Below are 21185 nucleotides of genomic sequence, written 5' to 3' on the forward strand. Positions count from 1 at the left end.
AGCGTTTAAGGACCTCAAATGAACTAATCCTGCATCGGTGAGATTATTGCAATTACTTAAATTTAGCTGCTGCAAAGCTGTTAAGGGTATCAAATGGATTAATCCTGCATCGGTAAGTTTATAGCACCTGCTTAGATTGAGATGCTGCAAAGCGTTTAAGGACCTCAAATGAACTAATCCTGCATCGGTGAGATTATTGCAATTACTTAAATTTAGCTGCTGCAAAGCTGTTAAGGGTATCAAATGGATTAATCCTGCATCGGTAATAGCCTGACATGCTTCTAAATCAAGCACTTTTACATTTTTACAATTTTTTAATGTTAAAAGGTGGGCATCGGTCAAATGGGCATTGTTTGAAAAATCAAGAGCTTCTATCTCATCTGAAAAATGATTTACAATTCTTTCAAACTCAGCTAACTGAGAAGTCTGGTTTAATAATGCGCTCACAACGGTCAATTCTAAATAGTTTTTTAAAGTGTTTAATCGAAATTGCTGCGCAAAATTTAAAAGTTCTTTTAATCTGACTAAACTTTCTTCGGTGGAGTTAAAGGGTTCAAACCTTTGTGATTTGTATCCATCAATTAACTGCTCTTCTAAATCTTTCACCACTTCTGTTAGTTCATAATAATCGGCTAGTTGAATGGTAGAAGTAATCTCTTCTAAGGGGACCTTAAAGTTAGAGTTCATTAGGCAATTGAGCAAAAGCGTAAAGTCTTTTTGCGTTAAAGCGAGAGGGTGTTGCAGGGTTTCTTGAAAATTTCCCGACCACAGATTCTTAAAATAGGGCGATTTCTCCTTTAACAATGCTAGCTGAGAATGAGAAATGGTCAAAGAAGTTCCCTCTTGAAAGCTTAATTGAATTTCTTCAGATGAAGCTGAAAGATCAGAAGCTGGAATTGTTGACGCACTAGTTTCTTCTAGATTAAGCAAGGGTTTGTCTAAGGGAGTATTTTCATTCTCAAGGTGATCGTTAATGTCTTGAGGGGGAGAGTAAGATGGAGACGTTATATTGGCAAATTGATTAGGATTAAACCCGAAATTAGAAATATTCAAATGACCATCCAAATAAGTTAAATAAATTTAAATTTATAGATGTTTTAACAATATGAGGGATAGATAAAAATTATGGCAATATTAATAAGTTAAAATAGACAGTCACATTTAAAGAGAATTTATTCTCATCAATGAAGAGCTATTAAAAAACAAATAAGGATTAATATAGTTTAAATTAAGCTCCTTAGTTTTTAAACTGTAAGTGCCTTAATTCCATGAGATGATAGGATCATGAAGCAAACGGGTTATAAGGTCTTCGGTAGAATTAGAGGGCCTATTTGATTAGGAAATATGTGGACGAAAATGCCGCCACTAAAATTGGTTTATAAGCTTAATTTCCATCCTATAATACATCTTATAGCGGATATTTTTCTTAAAGAAGCGTCTCAATGGGAATTGATCAACTTTAATGAAATTTTATCCTTTATTTTCTTAGGACAAAGTAAACTTTTATTTTTAGCCCTAGTTGCCTTCTTTATGGAAAGCTATCCAGCTTTATTTTTAGATTGAGTGAAACTGCTAAATTTTTAAAACGTTCTAATCCATCGTCAGTGAGTTTATTGCACTTGCTTAAATTTAGATGTTGCAAAGCCACTAAAGGTGTCAAATGGGCTAATCCTGCATCGGTAAGTTTATAGCACCTGCTTAGATTTAGATGCTGCAAAGCCGTTAAGGGTGTCAGATGGGCTAATCCTGCATCGGTGAGATTCTCACAGTAGCGCAAATCTAGACGTTGTAAAGCTGTTAAGGGTGTCAAATGAGATAAACTAGCATCAGTAAGGTTATAGCAACAGCTTAAATATAGATGCTGCAAAGCCGTTAAGAGTGCCAAATGGGCTAATCCTGCATCCGTGAGATTCTCACAGCAATTTAGACCTAAATGCTGCAAAGCCGTTAAGGGTGTTAAATGCGCCAATCCTGCATCGGTGAGATCCTCGCAATAGCTTAAATCTAGATGCTGCAAACCCACTAAAGGTGTCAAATGGACTAATCCTGCATCGGTGAGATTCCAGCATCCGCTTAGATCTAGATGTTGCAAAGCGGTTAAAGGTTTCAAATACGCTAATCCATCATCAGTGAGATACTCACAAACCCTTAGATCTAGATGCTGCAAAGACGTTAAGAGCGTCAAATGCTCCAAACCATCATCAGTGAGAGCCTGACATGCCTCTAAATGAATTACTTTTAATTTTTTACAATCTTTTAATGCTAAAAGATGGGCATTTGTTAAATAAGCCTGATTTGAAAAATTAAGTCTCTCTATCTTTTTTGAGAAGTGATTTATAATTCTTTCAAACTCCGCTAGCTGAGAAGTCTGGTTTAGCAAGGCGCTCACAAAAGTAAATTCTAAATAGTTCTTCAATGTATTTAATTGACAGCGATGTGCAATATTTAAAAGCTTTTTTAATTCGATTAAACTTTCTTCAGTGGAATTAAAGGGTTCAAATTTTTGTGACTTGTACCCATCTATCAGCTGTTCTTCTAAATGTTTTACCACATCTGTCAGTCCATAATAATCGGTTAGTTGAATAGAAGAAAAGATCTCTTCCAAGGAAATTTCAAACTTAGGATTCGTTAGGCAATTAAGCAAAAGCGTAAAGTCTTTTTTTGTTAAATCGAGAGGATGTTGCAGGGTTTCTTGAAAATTTCCTGACCAAAGAGTTTTAAAATAAAGGGATTTTTCCCTTAACAAAGCTAGCTGAGAGTGAGAAATAGTTAGAGAAGTTCCCTCTTGAAAGCTCAGCTGAACTTCTTCAGATGAAGGTGAAAGAGCGGAAGGTTGAATCGTTGGTGCACTAGTTTCTTCTGTATTGGCCAAAGGATTGTCTAGGGAGTTATTTTCCTCTTCAGGAAGTTCGTTAACATTTTGAGAGTGATAGTAAGAAGGAGCTGTTGTATGGATAAGATGACTAGAATTAAACCCAAAATTAGAAATATTCAAAATGACCATCCCAATGAGCGAAATAAATTTTCATTTATAGATGTTTTAACAATATGATGGATAGATAAAAATTATGGCAATATTAATAAGTTAAAATAGGCAGCCATTTTAAAGAAAATTTATTCTTATCAATGAAGAGCGATTAAAAAAATAAGTAAGAATCAATATGGTTCAAACATAACCTCCTTATTTTTCGTTTGGAAAGCGTGTTTATTTATCACTTTTCTAGGCCAAATAGGGTGAACATTTGAGGCTATCCCATATTAAAAGGACAATCCCGAAGGTAGCAAGCCGTATTTTTTATGTTTTATTCGGAGATAGGGCTAAGTTAGAGATTTATCAAGAATAATTCATAAATTTTAGTGCCTATTTTCCTACTTTTAGAATTAACTATAAATAGTCTTCTTGTTAAAATAAAGAAATAAACCTAAGGAGGAGCACATGACTTTCCATTCACAGCCACATAGAGTAAAAATCACTATCGACGTATCTGAAGACGAGAGGACTTATATTAAGATGCTAGCCACTAAGAAAAAAATGACTATTAGCGAGTTTATTATGTCATACGTTAGACCAAATATTCCCCATAATCAGCCTAATGCTGAGACGCAAAAAGCAATGAGCGACATCGATAATAGAAAAAATCTCACCCGCTGCAATTCTATAGAAGAATTTTGGCAGGTGGTAGGGATAGACCCTAATGCTTAAAATTGAATTGACTAAATCCATAAAAAGAGATTTGAAAAAATATAAACATCAAAAAAATGTACTGCTAGAGCTTCAAGATATTATTAGTTTTTTGGTTAAAAGAAGAAATTTATCATCAAAATACCGCGATCATAATTTGACTGGTAGCTGGGTAGCTTACAGAGAATGTCATGTTAGAAATGATATTTTACTCATTTATAAAGTAGAGGATGATATCTTATTTCTAACTAGGTTTGGCTCTCATTCTGAGCTTTTCTAAGAATTTTAATGAGTTTGATGAAAGAGATTATTCTACTACAAGCGTAGTCTTGTAAGAAAAATAATGGAAAATTAAAATTTAATTTTATTAAAAAATCTAGCGGTTAAACTATTTACATTTAAGGATGTCAACGTATATCCATAATATATTTCCATCAAACTTTAAGTTTTGTTTAGCCTAATTCCTCTGTTGGTTCCTCATAGCGCGCATATACTAAATATCCTGGGCACTCTATCTTTTCTGGATAACTACTAGTTATTCTATTACATTCTATCATACAAGGTTCTGAAAAATCAGCAATTACTAGCGTTTCTGCCTCATCTGACAATTCAATTTCTTCTTATGAAGGTTGATGATTATGGAAAAAATGGAAAAAGATTATATTGTCTTTCTCTTGAATATAAGCTCTTCTTAAGTTAGGTGTAATCATTCTTAATAATGCTTTTGTAGCAGATAAACGAAGACTTATATTATCCATAATATAAAATTAATTAATAAAATCCTGATTGATTCAAAATTTTTAAAGGGGATTGCTCGACGGCAGACCTATCAAGTAGATATTTTCTATCCTTTTTTGAAGACCAGACAACTAAAAAAGTGAATTTAAATTTCCTCTTCTTTGAATAATATTGTGAATTCAACCCTAATCCTCTTATTTAAATTTTGTTCTCAAAAAATTTATTGAATAATCTTTATTATTCCAAATAGCCAGGTAATTGTTTGGGTTTGTAGACTCTAATTTGGAACATATATGTGAGTTAATAAAATGGTTATTCACTTTACGTTCAAATGTAATATCTCCTAAAGGAGTTGTTAATTTTAAAGGGTTGATATTGATTGGAAATGTATTTTGTTTTGTTGAAAATAACTTCATTTTTTTTTGCTTATTCATAAATACATTTTTTAATTTTAAATTCTTTACAAGCAAAATAGATGTCAAAAATTTTTCTGAGTATATCTTCAGCAAACTTATAAATTCTTTCTTATTCTTTTTTATCAACCTCTCACTCAAATTAAATAATATACAGTCGTAATCTATTGATTGACGACTTAGCTTAATAAAATTAGAAAATTTTTGTTTTAGCTAACTTTAATATTAAAACCATGCCTTAAAGAAAGGCATGGTTTTAACATCATCATTCTATTAACGTGCGCAAAGAACGCATGATTGGTTGGATGAGATTGTATTTTATATGAATAACGGCAATAGATCCGCCCAGAGCCAGGCTCATCAAAGGATAATGATAAATAAATGACTGAGCCATCAAAACAGTCATGATGCCTAATACCACCCAATAGGTAAGATTGGCACTTTTAGCAAGCAATGTATATCCCCATTTGCCTAGGTTTGTCAGGGTGCTTTTCATTTCTCCCACACTTGAAATACTACCTTTAGTCCATTCGATTGTTTGAGAAGCAATGGCGGTAATATTAGTCCAAGAATGCAACGAAAGCGCTTTAACCCTCAACTTTATCTCTTCTTGTTTATTCTTCATTGCCGCTTTCAAGTCATGAAGCCGATTTAGACTTCCCGTATACACTCTATGGATTTTCTTAGCTAGGTAAGGTGAAAATATATTTATTTTTTGCTCTACTTCGATAGATAATTGTTTCATTTCTTGTTTAACAAGTTGAACTTGTTCATTTAAGAGATGAGATTGAGTCGTCATTTTTTGCTGACTTTCTCGTATTTGAGCGAAATCTTCAGCAATTATTATAAGCTCCGCTTGCTGCTCATTTAAATTCGAAGTCAACTCTAAAAATGACTTTTCAATTCCTGGAAGGGTTTGCGAAAGCTGGATTTGATTAGCCGCAACTGCATCTATGCTTTGCTGCAAATTTTTAAGATCAGCAGATGCCCCCTGTATGGATAAAAGTTGAATTTTTTGTTCCTTTTCAATGCGGTCGAATGCATGCATCGCTTCTTCTGCTTGCTCTAAGATAAGATTCCCTAGCTGAAGACTTTTTTCATCAGATTGTTGATTTTTCAAAAAATTTTCTTGCGTTCTTTCTTTTCGTGTTTGTATGGCTAAAAGTTTATCTTGTAAAGGCAGTCCTGTAGGTGAAAAAATTCCTTCTTGATAGATCATCATAAGTTTGTTCCCTGTGTTGACTTTCCACGGATGGGTTTTTTATATACAACATGATGCATAAACAAACTATTATACTTATTAAAAGTACGCCAGCTAAAATTAGTAACGAAGCATATCTGATCGATGAAAGTGAATTCTTCGGCCCGCTCTTTTAATCGCTGATTTTCTTGATTCAAAACAACAAGCTGCTGTTCAATATTGTTTTGTCGAACCTCAAATTCTCCATTTTGTACTTTCAATAAATCTATTTCTTGTTTTAAGTCTTTATTTTCTTTTTCAATAGCTATTTTTTGAGTTTGAAGTACTTGTTCTTCATTAATAAGTCCCTGCACTTTGGCAGTTAATACTGCATTGTCATTTTCTAATTGTTCTTGTGCTTGAAGAATAGCTTGTTTTTCTTGTTCAAAGTTTCCGAAATTTACACTGATTTCATCATGGCTTCTTTGAACTAAATCAGCTTTTTGGACCAATTGTTCAATTTTTGAACAAAGCTCTTCATTTTGCTTTTTAAGTTCTTGCTTGCCAGAATCAGTTTTATTAATAGCCTCTAATAATAGGAGGTTTTCTTTTTCTAATTCACCCAGGCATTGTAAAGCTAAAGCGTCTGAAGCGCTGCGAGACAGTTTTATAGATTCGGTAAAAATAGCTGTAATCTGCCTTACTTTTTCTTGGTCTGAGTTTTGGGTTTGCATAATTTTCGCGATATTTCCGTAAACGGTAGACAAGATGGGGTCTGTTTGACAAGCATTATTTTGATAGGGCGTTGTCAACGCGTCTCTGTTAACTTGCATAGCATTTCTCCTATATGATGGATGTTAGCTTTAGTTTTTGCCTTTGAATGATCAAATCTTTTCATTTCGCAAAAAGGTTTTGACTCAATAAGCTTTTTTAAAAGGTATTATTGCCGTTTCAATAAGGCACTTTACAACTAAGCGAAAGTGCTTATTTTCTATAATGAGCAATCATTTAATCAAAAATTGTATATATAATTAAATAATTTTGTATACAGTTTTTTATTTTTATACGAGATTTTATATAGGAATTATCATTTAGCAATGATAATTCCTATTCGAGAAAATGGAAAAATAGGACTTGGGGTGGCATTGCCCCGCAAAAAAGGTTCACCGGAAAGTAAAAAAAATCATGCTATCCTTTAAAAAAAGGAAAACAGCATGAAGGAAAGCTCTATAGAAGAACAAAGCATTAAAATCTTAAAAAATTCGACTCAGGAATACTTCTTGTAGAAGTTTGTCGCAAGTATGAAGTCAAGTGCAGCTTCTTATTATCAATGAAGAAAGTTTACTATAGCTGTGGAGGAATACGATAATAATTTTGAATGTAAGGCATCTCTTTTAAATAATTCCATGTTTGGACATAATTTAACAGTCTTCCTTATTAAATTTTTTCCCGTTCTGAATCACTAATAAATGTATGATCAAATTGATCAGGATATTTTTTAAGTGGAAGAGATAAAATACCTAATTTCACTCACTTTTTTTTTAAGCCCTCGTATTGTAAGAGGTTCGTCCACTAACTCGTCTTCCGCTAAAAATACATGTCCCAAAGTATTTTTTTTAAATAGAAACCGCATCGTTCCATTATGTGACAAAAAAAACGTCGGCTTTTAAACGGCAATAAAGAGGACTATCTATATATTGCGATCTTTCATTATTGGTAAAATCGGGACTTTGTTCAAAAACTAAAAAATCATTTGAGCAGGGATCTTTTGGTAACTCTTTAGGGCCTAGAAGAATCATATTATTTTTATGAATTTCTTAAAGGTGGTCTCCTCATGCTAAATTTAGGATTCAAAGGGGTCTCATAGACCTACCCCGGATATAGATTTATTTGCTAAAACGTTCAATCAAATTAACAATGTATAGCGTATCATCACGGAAATTGCAGGATTGACGTGTGATGAAGATGGAATCACTTTTGGTACGCAACAATCATTCTTCGCAACACCTAACAGTTGGGAATTATGGCGGTATAAGTAGCAGTTATAAATAAGTTTATCCTTTTGAGACAATTTTTATGATAGTCTTGCCCACGTCTAGTGATTTGGAAATTCCAATTAACAATAAATCCTACGAATAAGTGCAATCCTTTAAAACAAATGTCATTTGGAGCACGCTAGATCGACTTATGGTAGAAAGGGTTATGGGAGTTTGGTTAGGAACCTTGAATCGTTTGACTCAAATTAACTATTATTCCGGGATGAAGCAACTAGCGCAGCAAGGCCTGATTAATTTAAGGATTCAGTTTGCAAGCTTTTTCTTTTCCCATTATAGCGCATCTTTGAAAAAATTCGCCGCAACGATTGTTTTGCATTTCTTTCCAAAGCAAAATATTTTCTTCTGCAGAAACACTTAAATGATTATGCCAAAGTTTAAAGCGTAATCTCTAAATCAATTATTTTCCTCACATTTTCTTTTTCCTACTTTTTATCAATCCCTTTTTTAGGGCTATCATTGGTAGCTCACTTACTTAATCACGGTTAGTCATAAAAGCTTCTCTTGAGAAATTTATTGACGAAGTATCCAGTCAGTAGATTTATGTAGCTTGATGTATTAAGTATTTGTATGACAATTGCTTGTGTTATGATGTTATAAAGATAACTCCATTATTTAAGTTTTAGATTGCTGAGATAAGGTTAAACCTATTATGTCTGATTTGAATAGGTAGTTAATAAAAGCAACCAAGGATTTCATATGAGTACAGTAGGGATTCCTTCTTCTTCTTTGCAAATGCAGCAAAAACAGGGAATGAACTTGACACAGCGTTTGATGATGTCAACTCATATGCAACAAGCCATTCATTTACTCCAATTGCCTATCTTAGAATTAGAGCCATTTATTGAAGAACAAGTTGTTGCAAATCCTTTGCTCGATATTATCCCTATAGAAAAAGAAGGAGCTTTTATAGAAGAACGCGCTTCAGCTTCTGAAAAAATGGAAAAAGAAATCACGATTGATGATCGTGATTTGGCTATTTTGAACCGATTGGATGAAGATTATCGAGAGCATTTTGCAGGAAGTGAAACAACGCCAATGAAAAGATCCAGTGAAGAAGAAAAGTTAAAAAGTTATTTAGAAAATTCAATTTGCGCAGATCTAAGTTTATTGGAAAAATTGCATCAACAAGCGATCGATACATTTAATAATCAACAAGAACTGGCTATTGCAGATATTTTAATTGGTTATATTGACACCAATGGTTTTTTAAAAACACCTCTTCAAGAAATTTGCCTTTTACATAATCTGGAAGAGTCTGCGGTGAAAGAAGTTTTAAGAGAAATGCAGGAGTTTGAGCCTTATGGAATCGCTGCCGCTTCTATACAAGAGTCGCTATTAATTCAATTAAGATGCTTGCATAAGGAGGGGAAACTTGCTTACCGTCTTATTAAAGATTATTATAATGAATTGTTACACAATCATATCCCTTTGATTCAAAAACAATTAAAATGTTCTTTCTCGGAAATTCAAGAAGCGATTGAAAAAGATATCGCAAAATTAGATTTGCATCCTGGCACGCATTTCTCTGCTCAAACATCTCAAGTAATTATTCCCGATGTTACTTTGCGTCAAGAAGGAGAAAAGCTTATTGTTGATGTCGATCGTGATAGAGCTCCTACCCTAAAAATTAATCGAAAATATTTGCGCTTGTTGAACGATTCTTCAACATCAAATGAAACAAAGCAATTCATTAAGCGACACCTTTTTTCAGCTCGGTGGCTTGTGCGAAATTTGCAACAGCGATATTCGACGATTGAAAGAATTGCTGAATTTTTAGCGGTTAATCAATATGAATTTTTTACACAGCCCGATGGACAGTTAAAACCTTTAACCATGAAAACGATTGCAGATGCTTTAGAATTGCATGAATCGACAATTGCAAGAACTGTCTCCAATAAATATATCAATAGTCCCAAAGGAATTTTTTCTCTCCGGTCTTTTTTTACAACCAAATATACGTCGGAAGAAGGGGAAGATCTTTCAGCTAAAACAGTAAAAGAGGCTATTTTAGAAATTATCAGTGGCGAAAATAAGCTTCGTCCTTTTTCCGATGAAAAAATATCGGAATTTTTAAAAAGTAAAGGGATTACTTGCGCTAGACGCACCGTTGCTAAATATCGACAAGCATTAGATTTAGGAAATACGCAACAGCGTAAAAAATTTCATCAATCTTAAGAGACTATAAGAATAAATGGCGTTGATTCGATGCGGATTAATTCTGCATCGAATCAACGCCATTTGTATATTACAATTTGCTATTCATCACGATTGCCGCCCTTATTAGGCATGAATTGTTGTATAGCTGCAATAATGGCTGCGCCGATAAAAATTCCTGGTGCTGCAATAAATAAAGCCACTAGAACAACTGTTAATACGATAGAGCGAAGTTGCTCTTTATTCGAAAAAAAATGCCTGACGTTTTGGAGATAAGAGACAATCTCGGATGCAAAGTGATAGCCTACAACCATTCCAATGATTAGCTCTCCTAATAGGCTACCGTACATAAACATTATGAGAACAATCCCTAGCCCTAAAAGAAGATAAGTGATCATTTGTTCTTTGTTGTTTTTTGCAAAATCAAAAATTTCATCATTATTTTTCGATTCTCTAGCAAAACGTAATTGTTCTCTAATTTTATCCTCAGCTCTTTCTTTTTGAGAAAAATTTTTGTCTTTTTGTATCGTGTCAGAATTTGAATTTTGACTTAATTGAGAAGCATCATAAGGCGTAAAAGGCTTGTTAGGTTCATTATTAGATTGGTTTGAATCGTTACTGTTCATTATTTTTCCTTATTTAAATCTTTTGTTAGAATAAACATTTGATTTTACACTATCTTTTTTCGTTGGATTTATTGATAAGTTTTAAATTTCTTAGCTTACACTCTTATAAAATCCAAAAGCTCGTTATAATATGCATTTGTGAACCATGCAATCTTTTTTTTAATTTTTAGAAGCTATTAAATTTTTACTCGCAGTTTATTTAATAATTTTCCGCTTGATATGAGTTTTTACTAATTGTTTGTTTTTTTTAAATAAAAATGACATAATCCATTATTAATCAATAGGTAAATCTAAAAATAAAAAAAGAGAAACAGATGATCAATCGCTGGTTAATGGGCTTAAATTCTCTTATCTTAGGGAGCTGTTGTCTTTTGGCTATTGGAATTGGAGTGATGAAGTTTACTTATTCCAATCAGATTATTTGTAGAGATCCTAAGGCAAAGCTATGTGGATTGCCAAAAGGAGCTTTTGAATTATCAACAGAGTCTTATGAACAATTAAATGGTCCTTTATTAGCTTTAAATGAAGCTTCCCCTTCTTTGCAGCTTCCCGATTTGCGACAACAATTGATTTATTATGGAAAAAACAGTAGACCTGATGCTCAGTCTGAACGAACCTTGTTGCATTTTGCTTTTAATACAAATAAAAATACTGTATCGATTCCTCCTGGGGAGCGACTTTACTTAGTTTACGATAAAGAAAGTGTTCCAAATAAATACATTTTTAGTCCTCAGAATAAAAAAACGTCTTTGTGGATAGAAGCAATGTTGTCTGATTCTGAAGTTGTTGTTAAGTTAACTTTGGAAAATGACAAAGGTGACTTAATTACAGAGCCTGAAAATCATTATCAATTTCGACTTCCTGAAAAAGAATTCATTCGCTTTGCTGGGAAAGTTTGGGAATTGGGAACCTGGAGAGTTGATGGAACACTTTTAGCCAGACAAAAAGCGCGCTGGTTTGGGATAGATCGATTTTTAGAAAAGCACGGAGGAGACGAATACCAACACTGCTTGGGCAAACAAAGAGTCGATTTTGGAGAAAATGAAAATATTTATTCTGTTTTTATTGGCCCTGGAGATTGTTTAATTTGGGATGAAAATCAATGGAAAGTCATTCAACCAGGAGCAGGTTCACGGGCTTACCCACTTTTGGTCGTCAAAAAAATTGATGAGCGATTATTGACTTTGGAATTGTGGGATGTAGAAGGGAAAGGTAAGATCCTGTTGAATTTATTAAAATCTGTTGAACCTTGGATGGTACAAAATGCTCAAAATATTCAGCATATGTTTAAATTTGTCGGGGCCAAAACAAGGTCGCAATGTGTATTTGAAATTAATAATGAAAGAATGATTGTTAGCCCTTCCGACTGGCTTTTGATGACTCAGAAAGGATGGAAAAAACTTACTTCTGCTGAGGAAATAGATGATTATGTAAAACGTAAAACGGCTGGGACATTGTTTGTATTTGAAAGATTAGTGCGTAAAGATGATCGTCAATTGATGTTGGGAACTTTATATAATTCTACTCGTAGTGATAGCCAATCGATTGAACTGACTTTACAGCAAGGTAATAGCAATAAATCTTTTACAACTAAAGAAATGAAGGATAAAGAGGTTAAAGAACCAGGAGAAACGATTTTGCAAACAGAAAAAGGGATTACTCCTGTTGGTAAAGCTGAAGCTGATTTGGCAAATCGTATTCCAGTTGTTCCTAATCTCTCGAATAAGAATTAAAACAAGGCTTCTTATAAAGTTATGTGTTGAATGACAATAGATTTCATTGACACTGAATTAAATTTGGTAAGAGTAGATTAAAGCGAATTGACGGTAAACATGATAAAGCAACTGATTTGGATAGTAGGTCTTTTTTGTCTAGCAGGATCCCCTTTTCATCAATTGTGGGCACAATCAATATCAGAAAAAAAAGCTAACCTTCAATCTTCTGAAAGTGATTTAGATCAAGAAATGGATCGCTTCTTGACGCAAGTAAATAGAGAATCTCAACACATTCAATTTCAAATTGAACGACTTTATGATGAGGTTTTTAAACTTTACCAAGCAAAGGCTCCTGTAGAAGATTACAAAGAATTACTCAATCGCATTAACCAACATAAAAAGCATTTGAATCAACTTGAAAATAGATGGCGGGATTTAGCTGTCCGAAGTAATAAAGGCGAGGCTTATGGACTTTGGCATGCCCCAGATACAACTTTAGAACAGTTGATTATTGATTATGGATCTCAAGATTATGTTTATTTAATTCCTCCAGACGTAGGTGCAATTCGCTTAAGTATTGATTCTAATTTACCAATTCCCAGATCATCTTGGAATGAAATGTTAGAATTAATTTTAAATCAAAATGGAGTAGGAATTAAAACTTTGAACCCTTACCTCCGTCAACTTTACTTAATTACCCTCAATAATTCTAACCTACGTTTGATTACTAACAAGCGGCAAGATTTAGAAATTCTTCCAATAGATTCAAAAATTGCTTTTGTATTATCTCCAGAACCATCAGAAGTTCGGCGAGCTTATTCTTTCCTAGAAAGATTTATCAATCATAATACAACAGTTCTACAAGTTCTTGGAAGAGATATTCTGTTAGTAGGTCAAGTGGGTGAAATTCAAGATATTTTAAAACTTTATGATTTTATTGCCTCAAATCGCGGAGAAAAAGATTATCGCCTCATTCCTATTTGCAAGGTTCGTGCAGATGAAATGGCCCGTATTTTAACAGCAATTTTTGATCAAGAAGAAGGAGACACTTCTTTAGCCATTCCTGCAAATGGAGACTCTTCCCGACAATATGCTAGAGGAGATGTGAATGGATTGAAAATTATTGTCTTAGATAACATGACGCAAGCACTTTTTGTTGTGGGAACAAAAGAAGAGATCCGCAAAGCAGAAGACGTTGTACGAAATGTAGAAAATCGGATTGGCGGAGTAAGAGACAAAACAGTTTTTTGGTATACCGTAAAACATTCTGAATCTGAAGAGCTGGCTGATGTTTTATTTAAAGTATACAATTTAATGATCACAACAGGGACGGGGCTTAGACCAGACGGACAAGGAGTGGTTTCAAGAAATGCAGGAACAGAAATCAATGTTATAGATAATAATTCAGCTCTTCCTCCCATAAAGCCCCCTATTCTTAGCTCACAAAAAGAGCCTCCTCAAACCTTATATGGACAAGAAGGTTATTACCAAGAAGGAGGATTCATTGTTAATCCGGCTCCTGCTCAACCTGGTGCCTTTATTCAAACAGATCCCAATGTAGGACGAGATAATTTTATTGTTGATGCAAAATCTGGGTCAATTGTGATGGTTGTGGAAGCGGACATTCTTCCAAAAATCAAAGAGTTACTCAGAAAATTAGATGTTCCTAAAAAAATGGTACAGATTGAAACACTACTTTTTGAAAAGATTTTAACCCGTGAAAATACATTTGGATTAAATCTTTTAAAAATTGGTGAGCATATTGCTAAAAACACAAATTTAACTGGAGCAACTTTTAATAACATTTTTCCCGTTAAGGGAGAATTTACTCCAGCTAATGCAGGGGTTTTTGACTTTTTATTAAGCCGGAAACAAACAAGTAGTGGTATTCCAGCCTTTGATTTAGCTTATCGCTTTTTATTGTCTCAGGATGATGTACAGATTAATTCAAATCCATCCATTTTGACCATGAATCAAACTCCCGCAACAATCGCTGTCAATGAAGATATTTCCATCAATACGGGGATTTTTGAAGTGGAGACTGCTAAAGGAACAACTCTGAAAGATGCTTTTACACGTGCTCAATACGGGATTACAATTAGTGTTAAACCGACTATTCATTTAAATCAACACGATACAGAGGATGAATGGGATTTTGATTATGTGACACTTGAAACGGATATTACTTTTGATACAATTCATGCGGGAGGAGATCGCTCACGACCTGATGTGACGAGACGTCATATTACTAATCAAGTGCAAGTTCCTGATGGAGACACAATAATTTTAGGAGGATTAAGACGAAAGACGACGAATGATAATAAAGATTCTATTCCTTTTTTGGGAGAATTACCGGGACTAGGTAAATTGTTTAGTACGAATTCCCTTAAAGACAGTAGCTCTGAAATGTTTATTTTTATTACTCCTCATATTGTAAAAGATCCAAAAGAGCAGCTCCAATGTTTAAGACAAGAACTTTTATGTTTGCGTCCAGGAGATGTTCCTTACTTTCTAGAATGTGTGCAAGAAGCTCATCGTTATGAAAAAACAAGATTGATGGAAGGGAGTATGACGGTATTATTCGGTCGTCCTCGTGAACGTTATTATATCTCTGATTGTTGCAAAGTAGATGACCATAGCCAACTTGAAGGAGAATATGACGGGCGATAATGAGGAAACAGGAAATAAAGAGTTTTTATTAAAAGAGAAATTAGGAGGAGAACAAGTTCAAGCGAAGCTTGCCGAACAATTTGGGATGACTTGTTACCTTGATTTGTCTTCTTTTCGAGTAAGTAAAGAGCGTTATAGACAAGTTCCTTATGCATTTGCCAAAAAGCATGTTATTCTTCCTGTGGAAGATCAGGGAACTATCGTAGTTGTCGCTGTGGCTGATCCTCTTAATTTAGCTCCACTAGAAGAGCTTCGATTTTTTTTAAACGCTGAAATTGAAGCCGTTTATAGCCCTCGTGATGTGATTTTGTCAGCTATACATGATTGTTATAACACTGAACATGGTGCAGCTTCGCAACTGATTGCTGGGATGGGAGACAAAAGCGAAGAAGGAAAAGAAGGCGATATTGAAATTTTTGATCTTTTTGATCAAAGCAAGCTGCAATCCCCAGTTGTCCAGCTCCTTAATTTAATTTTAACAGAAGCCATTCAGCAAGGGGCTTCTGATATTCATTTTGAGCCTTCAGAAAATGGAATGCGGGTTCGATATCGCATTGATGGAGTTTTGCAAAATAGGCATGCTCCTTCGCAAGATTACCAAACTCAATTATTGACTCGTATCAAAGTCATGTCCAAATTAGATATTGCCGAGCATCGTTTGCCGCAAGATGGACGTATCAAATTACGTATGGGAAGACGGGAAGTAGATTTTCGTGTAAGTACGGTGCCGATTGCAGGAGGCGAGCGTATTGTTTTGCGTATTTTAGATAAAGGAAATGTCTTACTCGGATTGGATAAAATAGGGATGCTTCCTTCTGTTTTTGAGCAATTTCAAAAGCTCGTTTCATTACCAGAAGGTATTGTTTTAGTGACGGGGCCAACGGGAAGCGGAAAAACGACAACTCTTTATAGTGCTATTTGTGATATGACAAATGATGAGATCAACATCATGACCATTGAAGATCCAGTAGAGTATAATTTAAGAGGGATTGCACAAATTGGGGTCCACCATAAAATTAAGCTCGATTTTGCTACGGGTTTAAGACATATCTTACGTCAAGACCCCGATGTGATTATGGTGGGAGAGATTAGAGATAAAGAAACAGCAGAAATAGCCATTCAAGCTGCTTTGACAGGGCACCTTGTTTTAAGTACGCTTCATACCAATGATGCTCCTTCTGCGATTACTCGCCTTGTCGATATGGGAATCGAACCTTATTTATTGTCTTCTTGTATTGTAGGTGTTCTAGCCCAAAGACTTGTCAGAAGAATATGTTCAGATTGTAAAGAAACTTATGAACCGAGCCCTCGAGAGTTGCAAAGTTTGGGAATTCGGTCAGAAGAATTGAAAAATGGTTTCCTCTATCGAGGTAAAGGGTGTTCCTCTTGTTATGGAACTGGATTTAAAGGGCGTCAGGGTGTTTATGAGTTAATGCCAGTTAATCATGCAATCAATAAACAAATTGTCCAAAGTCCGGATGCCATAGAAATGCGTAAAGTGGCTTTGTCGCAAGGAATGGTAAGCTTACTTGGTCATGGAGCAGAACTGGTCAAACAAGGTGTTTCGACTGTAGCAGAAGTACTACGCGTGGCAAGAGGAATTGAGGAAGAAGGGTAGGTATGCCACTTTATCAATATCAGTATGTCGATGAGAAAAAAAAACGTCGAACAGGAGTGATTGAAGCGATCAGTGAACGTGATGCTAAAGAAAAATTGCGCGATCAAGGATTACTCATTACGCAGATTCAAACAAAAAGTAAAATTAACGGAAAGCAAAACCTAAAAGGAGAGGCTCTCTTAGCTTTTACAGTTCAGCTTTCTCAATTAGTCAATGCTGGTATTCCCCTTTATGAAAGCTTAATTGCTATTGAAGAGCAATCGAGAGGAGAGCCTTTTCACCGCGTTGTTTTAAGTTTATGTGAACAAATTCGTACAGGAATGAGTTTGTCTGGAGCAATGGCAACGTATTCGGAGAGTTTTGATCAACTGTATTGCGGAATGATAGCGGCTGGAGAAGCTGTTGGGATGCTAGGTCCGATTTTAGAAAAACTCACGCAACTTCTTGCCAAACAAATGAAATTAAAAAAACAAATCACGACAGCAATGATTTATCCTAGTATCTTAGGAGGATTTTCGTTGTTGATTATCACCCTCTTACTTGGATTTGTCGTTCCCTCTTTAGAAGGAATTTTTGCAGAACGTAAACTCAATGCTTTTACAAATGCCATTTTAGGTTTAAGCCACTTTTTTAGAAATTATTGGTGGTTATACTTGCCGGCTTTCGTAGCAGGAACAGTTTTTGTCATTTGGAAATTTCGTTCTTCAGAAGGAAAGTTATGGATGGAAAAAACGCTTTTGCGCATACCTGTGATTAATACCTTAGTTATTCAAACGGCTGTGGCAAGATTTTGCCGTACGATGGGAACGCTTCTTCAGGGGGGATTGAACATGATAGAGTCTCTTCGCATCTCTCGTGGAGTGATGCATAATGTGGTTTTGGAAAAAGAAATTCAACAGGCTGAAGCGAAGATTATCGAAGGGCACTCTTTAAGCCAAGAATTAGGGAAGTCTAAATATATTCCTCCATTGGTTTCAAAAATGTTAGCTGTTGGTGAAGAATCAGGGACGTCTATCGTGATGTTAAGTCGTATTGCAGATATGTACGAACAAGAAATTGAGAAAACATTAGATCGGGTGATGGCTTTGGCACAACCAGTTATTTTAATTGTGATGGGACTCGTTATTGGCACAGTGCTTTTGGCTATTATGTTGCCATTAACAGATGTCAGCTCGTTTTCAGCAGGTTGAAAAAATAAAGAGGATATTATGAAAGTTGTAAAAAGTAAAAAGCATTTTGTTACACTTGTAGAAATGATGATCGTCATGTTCTTAATTGCAATGATTACAGGCGTGATAGCTTATAACTATACCGGTAGTTTAGATGAAGGAAAGGCCTTTAAAACAAAAGCGGGAATTGAAAAAATTCATACCGTTTTAGATTTACATTTTGCCATGCATCCGGAAGAAAAAGAAAATGTAGCAATGAATTGGAAAAAGATTTTAAACGATTCACAGCTCGTTAAAAATTCTCGTGATCTCGAAAAAGATGGGTGGGGGGTAGAATATACTGTCACGACTAAAGAAAATGGAGAGATTGAAATTACTTCCGCGAAATATACAGATTATCTGAATAAAAAAGGGCAAGGCAGTTTATTCAAGGATTCAAAATAATTGAACGAATGGTCTGTAAAAAATGCCTTGCATAAGGCTCATTTTACGTTATTAGAAGTATTAGTCGTCCTTTTAATTCTATCGATGGGCGCTACTTTAACTGGAATGAAATTAAAAAAAGCTTATGATGAACAATGCTTTTATTCTGAGTGTCAAGAAGTTCTCAACCGCTTAAGAACGGCTCAAGAACTAATGTTGCTATTAGATACCGATGTGTATGTTATAATAAGCCATACGGTGAATAACCAGGTGGCTTGTTCGCTAGAGATTGAAAAGCCATTAAACGATGCTTGGGCAAAAATGATTGAGCGTCCATTAATATTATCTGCTGTCGAATCTTATCAACTGGGAGGAAGAACGGAGGAAGCTTTAAAATTGGTTTTTTCCTTGGGAAATATGAGTCAAGGCTCACTTGTATTAACCGGTAAGCATGCTAACGAAGAAACTATTTATTTACGTGGTTATCCCAGCCCCATTGGAAGGCAACCCCCCGAAGAAGAAATGGATAAAATAGAAGAAAGCCAACGTCTTTATCCTGCAGAGATCTATGAAGAGATATATCCTGATACCAACGAAGATCTGCAATAATCAAATGCTTCAACCCCAAAAAAATAAACGTCATTTTCAATTGTTGGAGGTGATGATTGCGATGTTGTTGATTTTGATTTGCGTGATTCCCTCTTTCCAAATTTACGTTAACATCAATAAACAACAAGCAAATATTATACGAGTCAATCAACGTGATCACCTTGTTCATCTAATTCATGCCGATTTAATTGAAAAATTATACAAACAGATGATTTCTCTCGATCAAATTTTGGCCCGGTTTCAAGCTCCCTTTGAAGAAGAAGAATTAAAAAAAAAACTGGAGGAAATTGGGTATGAAGCTGTTTATTCCCTGTGTTTTCTGTCTTCCGAAAAAGATATTAAAACAGCTAAAAAATATTTAGTTGAATTGGTCATTCAACTACAAGATAAAAAGCAAGAAAGTTCGTTTGATTATACTTATCATATTTACATTGATCGAGGCGCGAAAGCTTTTAAATCAGGGCTCAAAAAACCTTTAAATTCTGAGGAAAAAGATGTTCCTGAAAAAGAACATGCTACTGAATAAAGGAAGAGCTAGAGAGCGTTCTTCTGAGGTTGTTAAGCATCGCAAACAATATTTTACTTTGCTTGAAACATTAATTGCCATGTTGTTGCTTTCCCTTTTACTGACACTTATCTTTGGTTTTTTTCGAGAGCTTTCTTTGATTGATAGTTGGACGGAGGAAAGAGAAAAAGAAAGTTTTCAAATGCGTTACACGGAAACTCGTTTAAATTATTTATTTCAACGACTTGTGAATGAAAATCAAGGCACTGTTAGACGATTTTATTTTTATACTCAACCTTCTGACGATCATATTTCTAATGCCCCTAGTCTCATTTTTACTTTTAATAACGAAACGCGAGCTAATCCTAATTTTTCTAACGACATATTAGCTAGGCTGTATGTTGATCAACAACACCGACTTGCTTTGGCTATGTGGCCAATTTATTCAGACAAACCTTATCAAGAGATGCAAAAAGAAATTTTATTAGAAAATGTGGCAAGTATCAATTTTGGCTTTTACGCTGCCCCTGGGCGCCCTTCTAATAATCATTCGATTGATCCTATGCAACCATATCCTGAAAAGAAAACCCCAGAAAAAAATCGATGGCATCAAGAATGGTTTAAAACCTATTCACAAATGCCTTCCATATTGCGTTTAGAAGTTCGCGTGGCTACTAATCCCCAAGCGCTAAATAAACGAGCAGGTAAAATCGAAACGAAGACTCTAATGTTTGCGTTTGTCTTACCCTCTAGCCAAAATTATATTTTTTATTCTTCCGAGGGCTGATATGAATGTGTTACCTCTCGTTTTAATACTTATTCTAATGACAGCTGTTATCACAGTGGAAAAATTAGAAAAATTTAAATCTACAATTGTTGTTCAGCGGCAATATCAAGTCTATTTAGAAGAAGATGAGCGACAGGCTTTGAATTTGCATCAAAGGAATCTCCATGCAGAATATGAACCTTCCCAGCGTCAACTCTCCTTTACAATGTTTTTTAACAAGGAAAATCGGGAGAAAAACCCAGAAGTTTTTCGACAAATACGTCAAATAACAGAGGATTTAATCAAAATTTTGTATGGGCAAGCAGCTTTTTACAAAAAGTTTGAAAGTCAACGTCCCAATTTTGTGCACGAAATGTTAGATGACTTCATGGCAGCTGCGGAAAAATTAAATAAAATCAATAAAATTAGGCAAATCGAAGATATTCAACGTATTCGTTTAGAAGATCCTGTATTACAACAAGCTTTTTATCATATATTAAAAGGAACTATAACAAAAAAAAAGTTGAAAGAATTGCAAACAAAAGAAGGAACAGATGAAAAAATTGCCCTTTCACAACGTAATCAAGAGAAAGGTTATTATTCGTTGCTCAACTTTATCAAGCATACAGAAAAACCGCAAATCGAGATTCAACTTGCTTCTCGGGAATTACTTTTAGCGATTTTTGGAAACGAAGAGATGGTAGAGGCTATTTTGGTCAAGCGGAATGAAAAATCTGCCGATATCGGAGCTCAGTTCATTGAAGCTTTTCAAGGAAAGCAAAAACCAGGAATTAGTAACGAATTACTTAACTTTAAACTGACTAAAACGGATAAAAAGCCTTATGATTAATCTTTTTTCC

17 protein-coding genes are annotated in these 21185 nt (G+C 34.7%); 12 read left to right on the forward strand and 5 right to left on the reverse strand.

The features are described from left to right. Together BU804_RS08535 and BU804_RS08545 are read right to left on the reverse strand one after the other, a co-directional pair. On the reverse strand, positions 1–1053 hold a 1053-nt coding region (locus BU804_RS08535; RefSeq protein WP_143298968.1), incomplete at its 3' end, for a BTB/POZ domain-containing protein. Positions 1054–1528: 475 nt separating this feature from the next. Next, the gene (locus tag BU804_RS08545; RefSeq protein WP_075883783.1) at positions 1529–2995 is read right to left on the reverse strand and encodes a BTB/POZ domain-containing protein; all 1467 of its coding nucleotides are present in this window, start codon (positions 2993–2995) and stop codon (positions 1529–1531) included. Positions 2996–3553: 558 nt separating this feature from the next. Between BU804_RS08545 and BU804_RS14940 the strand changes: the two genes are divergently transcribed. Continuing rightward, the gene (locus tag BU804_RS14940) at positions 3554–3703 is read left to right on the forward strand and encodes a hypothetical protein (RefSeq protein ID WP_226996171.1); all 150 of its coding nucleotides are present in this window, start codon (positions 3554–3556) and stop codon (positions 3701–3703) included. Then, positions 3696–3962, forward strand: coding sequence for a type II toxin-antitoxin system YafQ family toxin (locus BU804_RS08555; protein WP_075883736.1), 267 nt, complete (start codon positions 3696–3698; stop codon positions 3960–3962). The genes BU804_RS14940 and BU804_RS08555 overlap by 8 nt, the downstream gene beginning before the upstream one ends. Positions 3963–5098: 1136 nt before the next feature. Here the strand turns inward: BU804_RS08555 and BU804_RS08565 are convergent. Beyond that, positions 5099–6055, reverse strand: coding sequence for a hypothetical protein (locus BU804_RS08565; RefSeq protein ID WP_075883738.1), 957 nt, complete (start codon positions 6053–6055; stop codon positions 5099–5101). After that, positions 6052–6846, reverse strand: a complete 795-nt coding sequence (locus BU804_RS08570) for a hypothetical protein (protein WP_075883739.1) — start codon at positions 6844–6846, stop codon at positions 6052–6054. The genes BU804_RS08565 and BU804_RS08570 overlap by 4 nt, the downstream gene beginning before the upstream one ends. Before the next feature lie 1920 nt (positions 6847–8766). Here BU804_RS08570 and rpoN point away from each other — a divergent pair. Beyond that, complete coding sequence (gene rpoN / locus BU804_RS08580; RefSeq protein WP_075883740.1) at positions 8767–10245, forward strand: RNA polymerase factor sigma-54; 1479 nt, start codon at positions 8767–8769, stop codon at positions 10243–10245. 80 nt (positions 10246–10325) lie between these two features. Here the strand turns inward: rpoN and BU804_RS08585 are convergent, their stop codons facing one another. Beyond that, the gene (locus tag BU804_RS08585; RefSeq protein ID WP_075883741.1) at positions 10326–10850 is read right to left on the reverse strand and encodes a hypothetical protein; all 525 of its coding nucleotides are present in this window, start codon (positions 10848–10850) and stop codon (positions 10326–10328) included. 314 nt (positions 10851–11164) lie between these two features. Between BU804_RS08585 and BU804_RS08590 the strand changes: the two genes are divergently transcribed. The 9 genes from BU804_RS08590 to BU804_RS08630 all read left to right on the forward strand — a co-directional run bounded on the left by BU804_RS08590 (position 11165) and on the right by BU804_RS08630 (position 21175). Next, complete coding sequence (locus BU804_RS08590; protein WP_075883742.1) at positions 11165–12583, forward strand: hypothetical protein; 1419 nt, start codon at positions 11165–11167, stop codon at positions 12581–12583. A 99-nt stretch (positions 12584–12682) separates the two neighbouring features. Further along, positions 12683–15235, forward strand: coding sequence for a type II secretion system protein GspD (locus BU804_RS08595; RefSeq protein WP_075883743.1), 2553 nt, complete (start codon positions 12683–12685; stop codon positions 15233–15235). Next, on the forward strand, positions 15222–16853 hold the full coding sequence (gene gspE, locus BU804_RS08600) for a type II secretion system ATPase GspE (RefSeq protein ID WP_079988676.1): 1632 nt from the start codon (positions 15222–15224) through the stop codon (positions 16851–16853). Before BU804_RS08595 ends, gspE begins: the two co-directional genes overlap by 14 nt. A gap of 2 nt (positions 16854–16855) precedes the next feature. Further along, the gene (locus tag BU804_RS08605; protein ID WP_075883745.1) at positions 16856–18043 is read left to right on the forward strand and encodes a type II secretion system F family protein; all 1188 of its coding nucleotides are present in this window, start codon (positions 16856–16858) and stop codon (positions 18041–18043) included. Between the two features lie 18 nt (positions 18044–18061). Then, positions 18062–18466 carry a type II secretion system protein gene (locus BU804_RS08610; RefSeq protein ID WP_075883746.1) on the forward strand — a complete coding sequence of 135 codons (405 nt, stop codon included), beginning with the start codon at positions 18062–18064 and terminating at the stop codon, positions 18464–18466. Further along, positions 18467–19054 (forward strand): prepilin-type N-terminal cleavage/methylation domain-containing protein, encoded by a 588-nt coding sequence (locus BU804_RS08615; RefSeq protein ID WP_075883747.1) that lies wholly within the window; start codon positions 18467–18469, stop codon positions 19052–19054. A 52-nt stretch (positions 19055–19106) separates the two neighbouring features. Then, entirely contained in the window at positions 19107–19580 is a 474-nt protein-coding gene (locus BU804_RS08620; protein WP_158025046.1) for a hypothetical protein, read from the forward strand. Further along, entirely contained in the window at positions 19549–20346 is a 798-nt protein-coding gene (locus BU804_RS08625) for a hypothetical protein (RefSeq protein WP_226996172.1), read from the forward strand. Before BU804_RS08620 ends, BU804_RS08625 begins: the two co-directional genes overlap by 32 nt. Before the next feature lies 1 nt (position 20347). Continuing rightward, positions 20348–21175: a hypothetical protein gene (locus BU804_RS08630; RefSeq protein ID WP_075883750.1), complete on the forward strand. Its 828-nt coding sequence runs from the start codon at positions 20348–20350 to the stop codon at positions 21173–21175. Positions 21176–21185: the final 10 nt, after the last annotated feature.

It is taken from the genome of Candidatus Protochlamydia sp. W-9, assembly GCF_001950615.1.
Lineage (GTDB): Bacteria > Chlamydiota > Chlamydiia > Chlamydiales > Parachlamydiaceae > Protochlamydia > Protochlamydia amoebophila.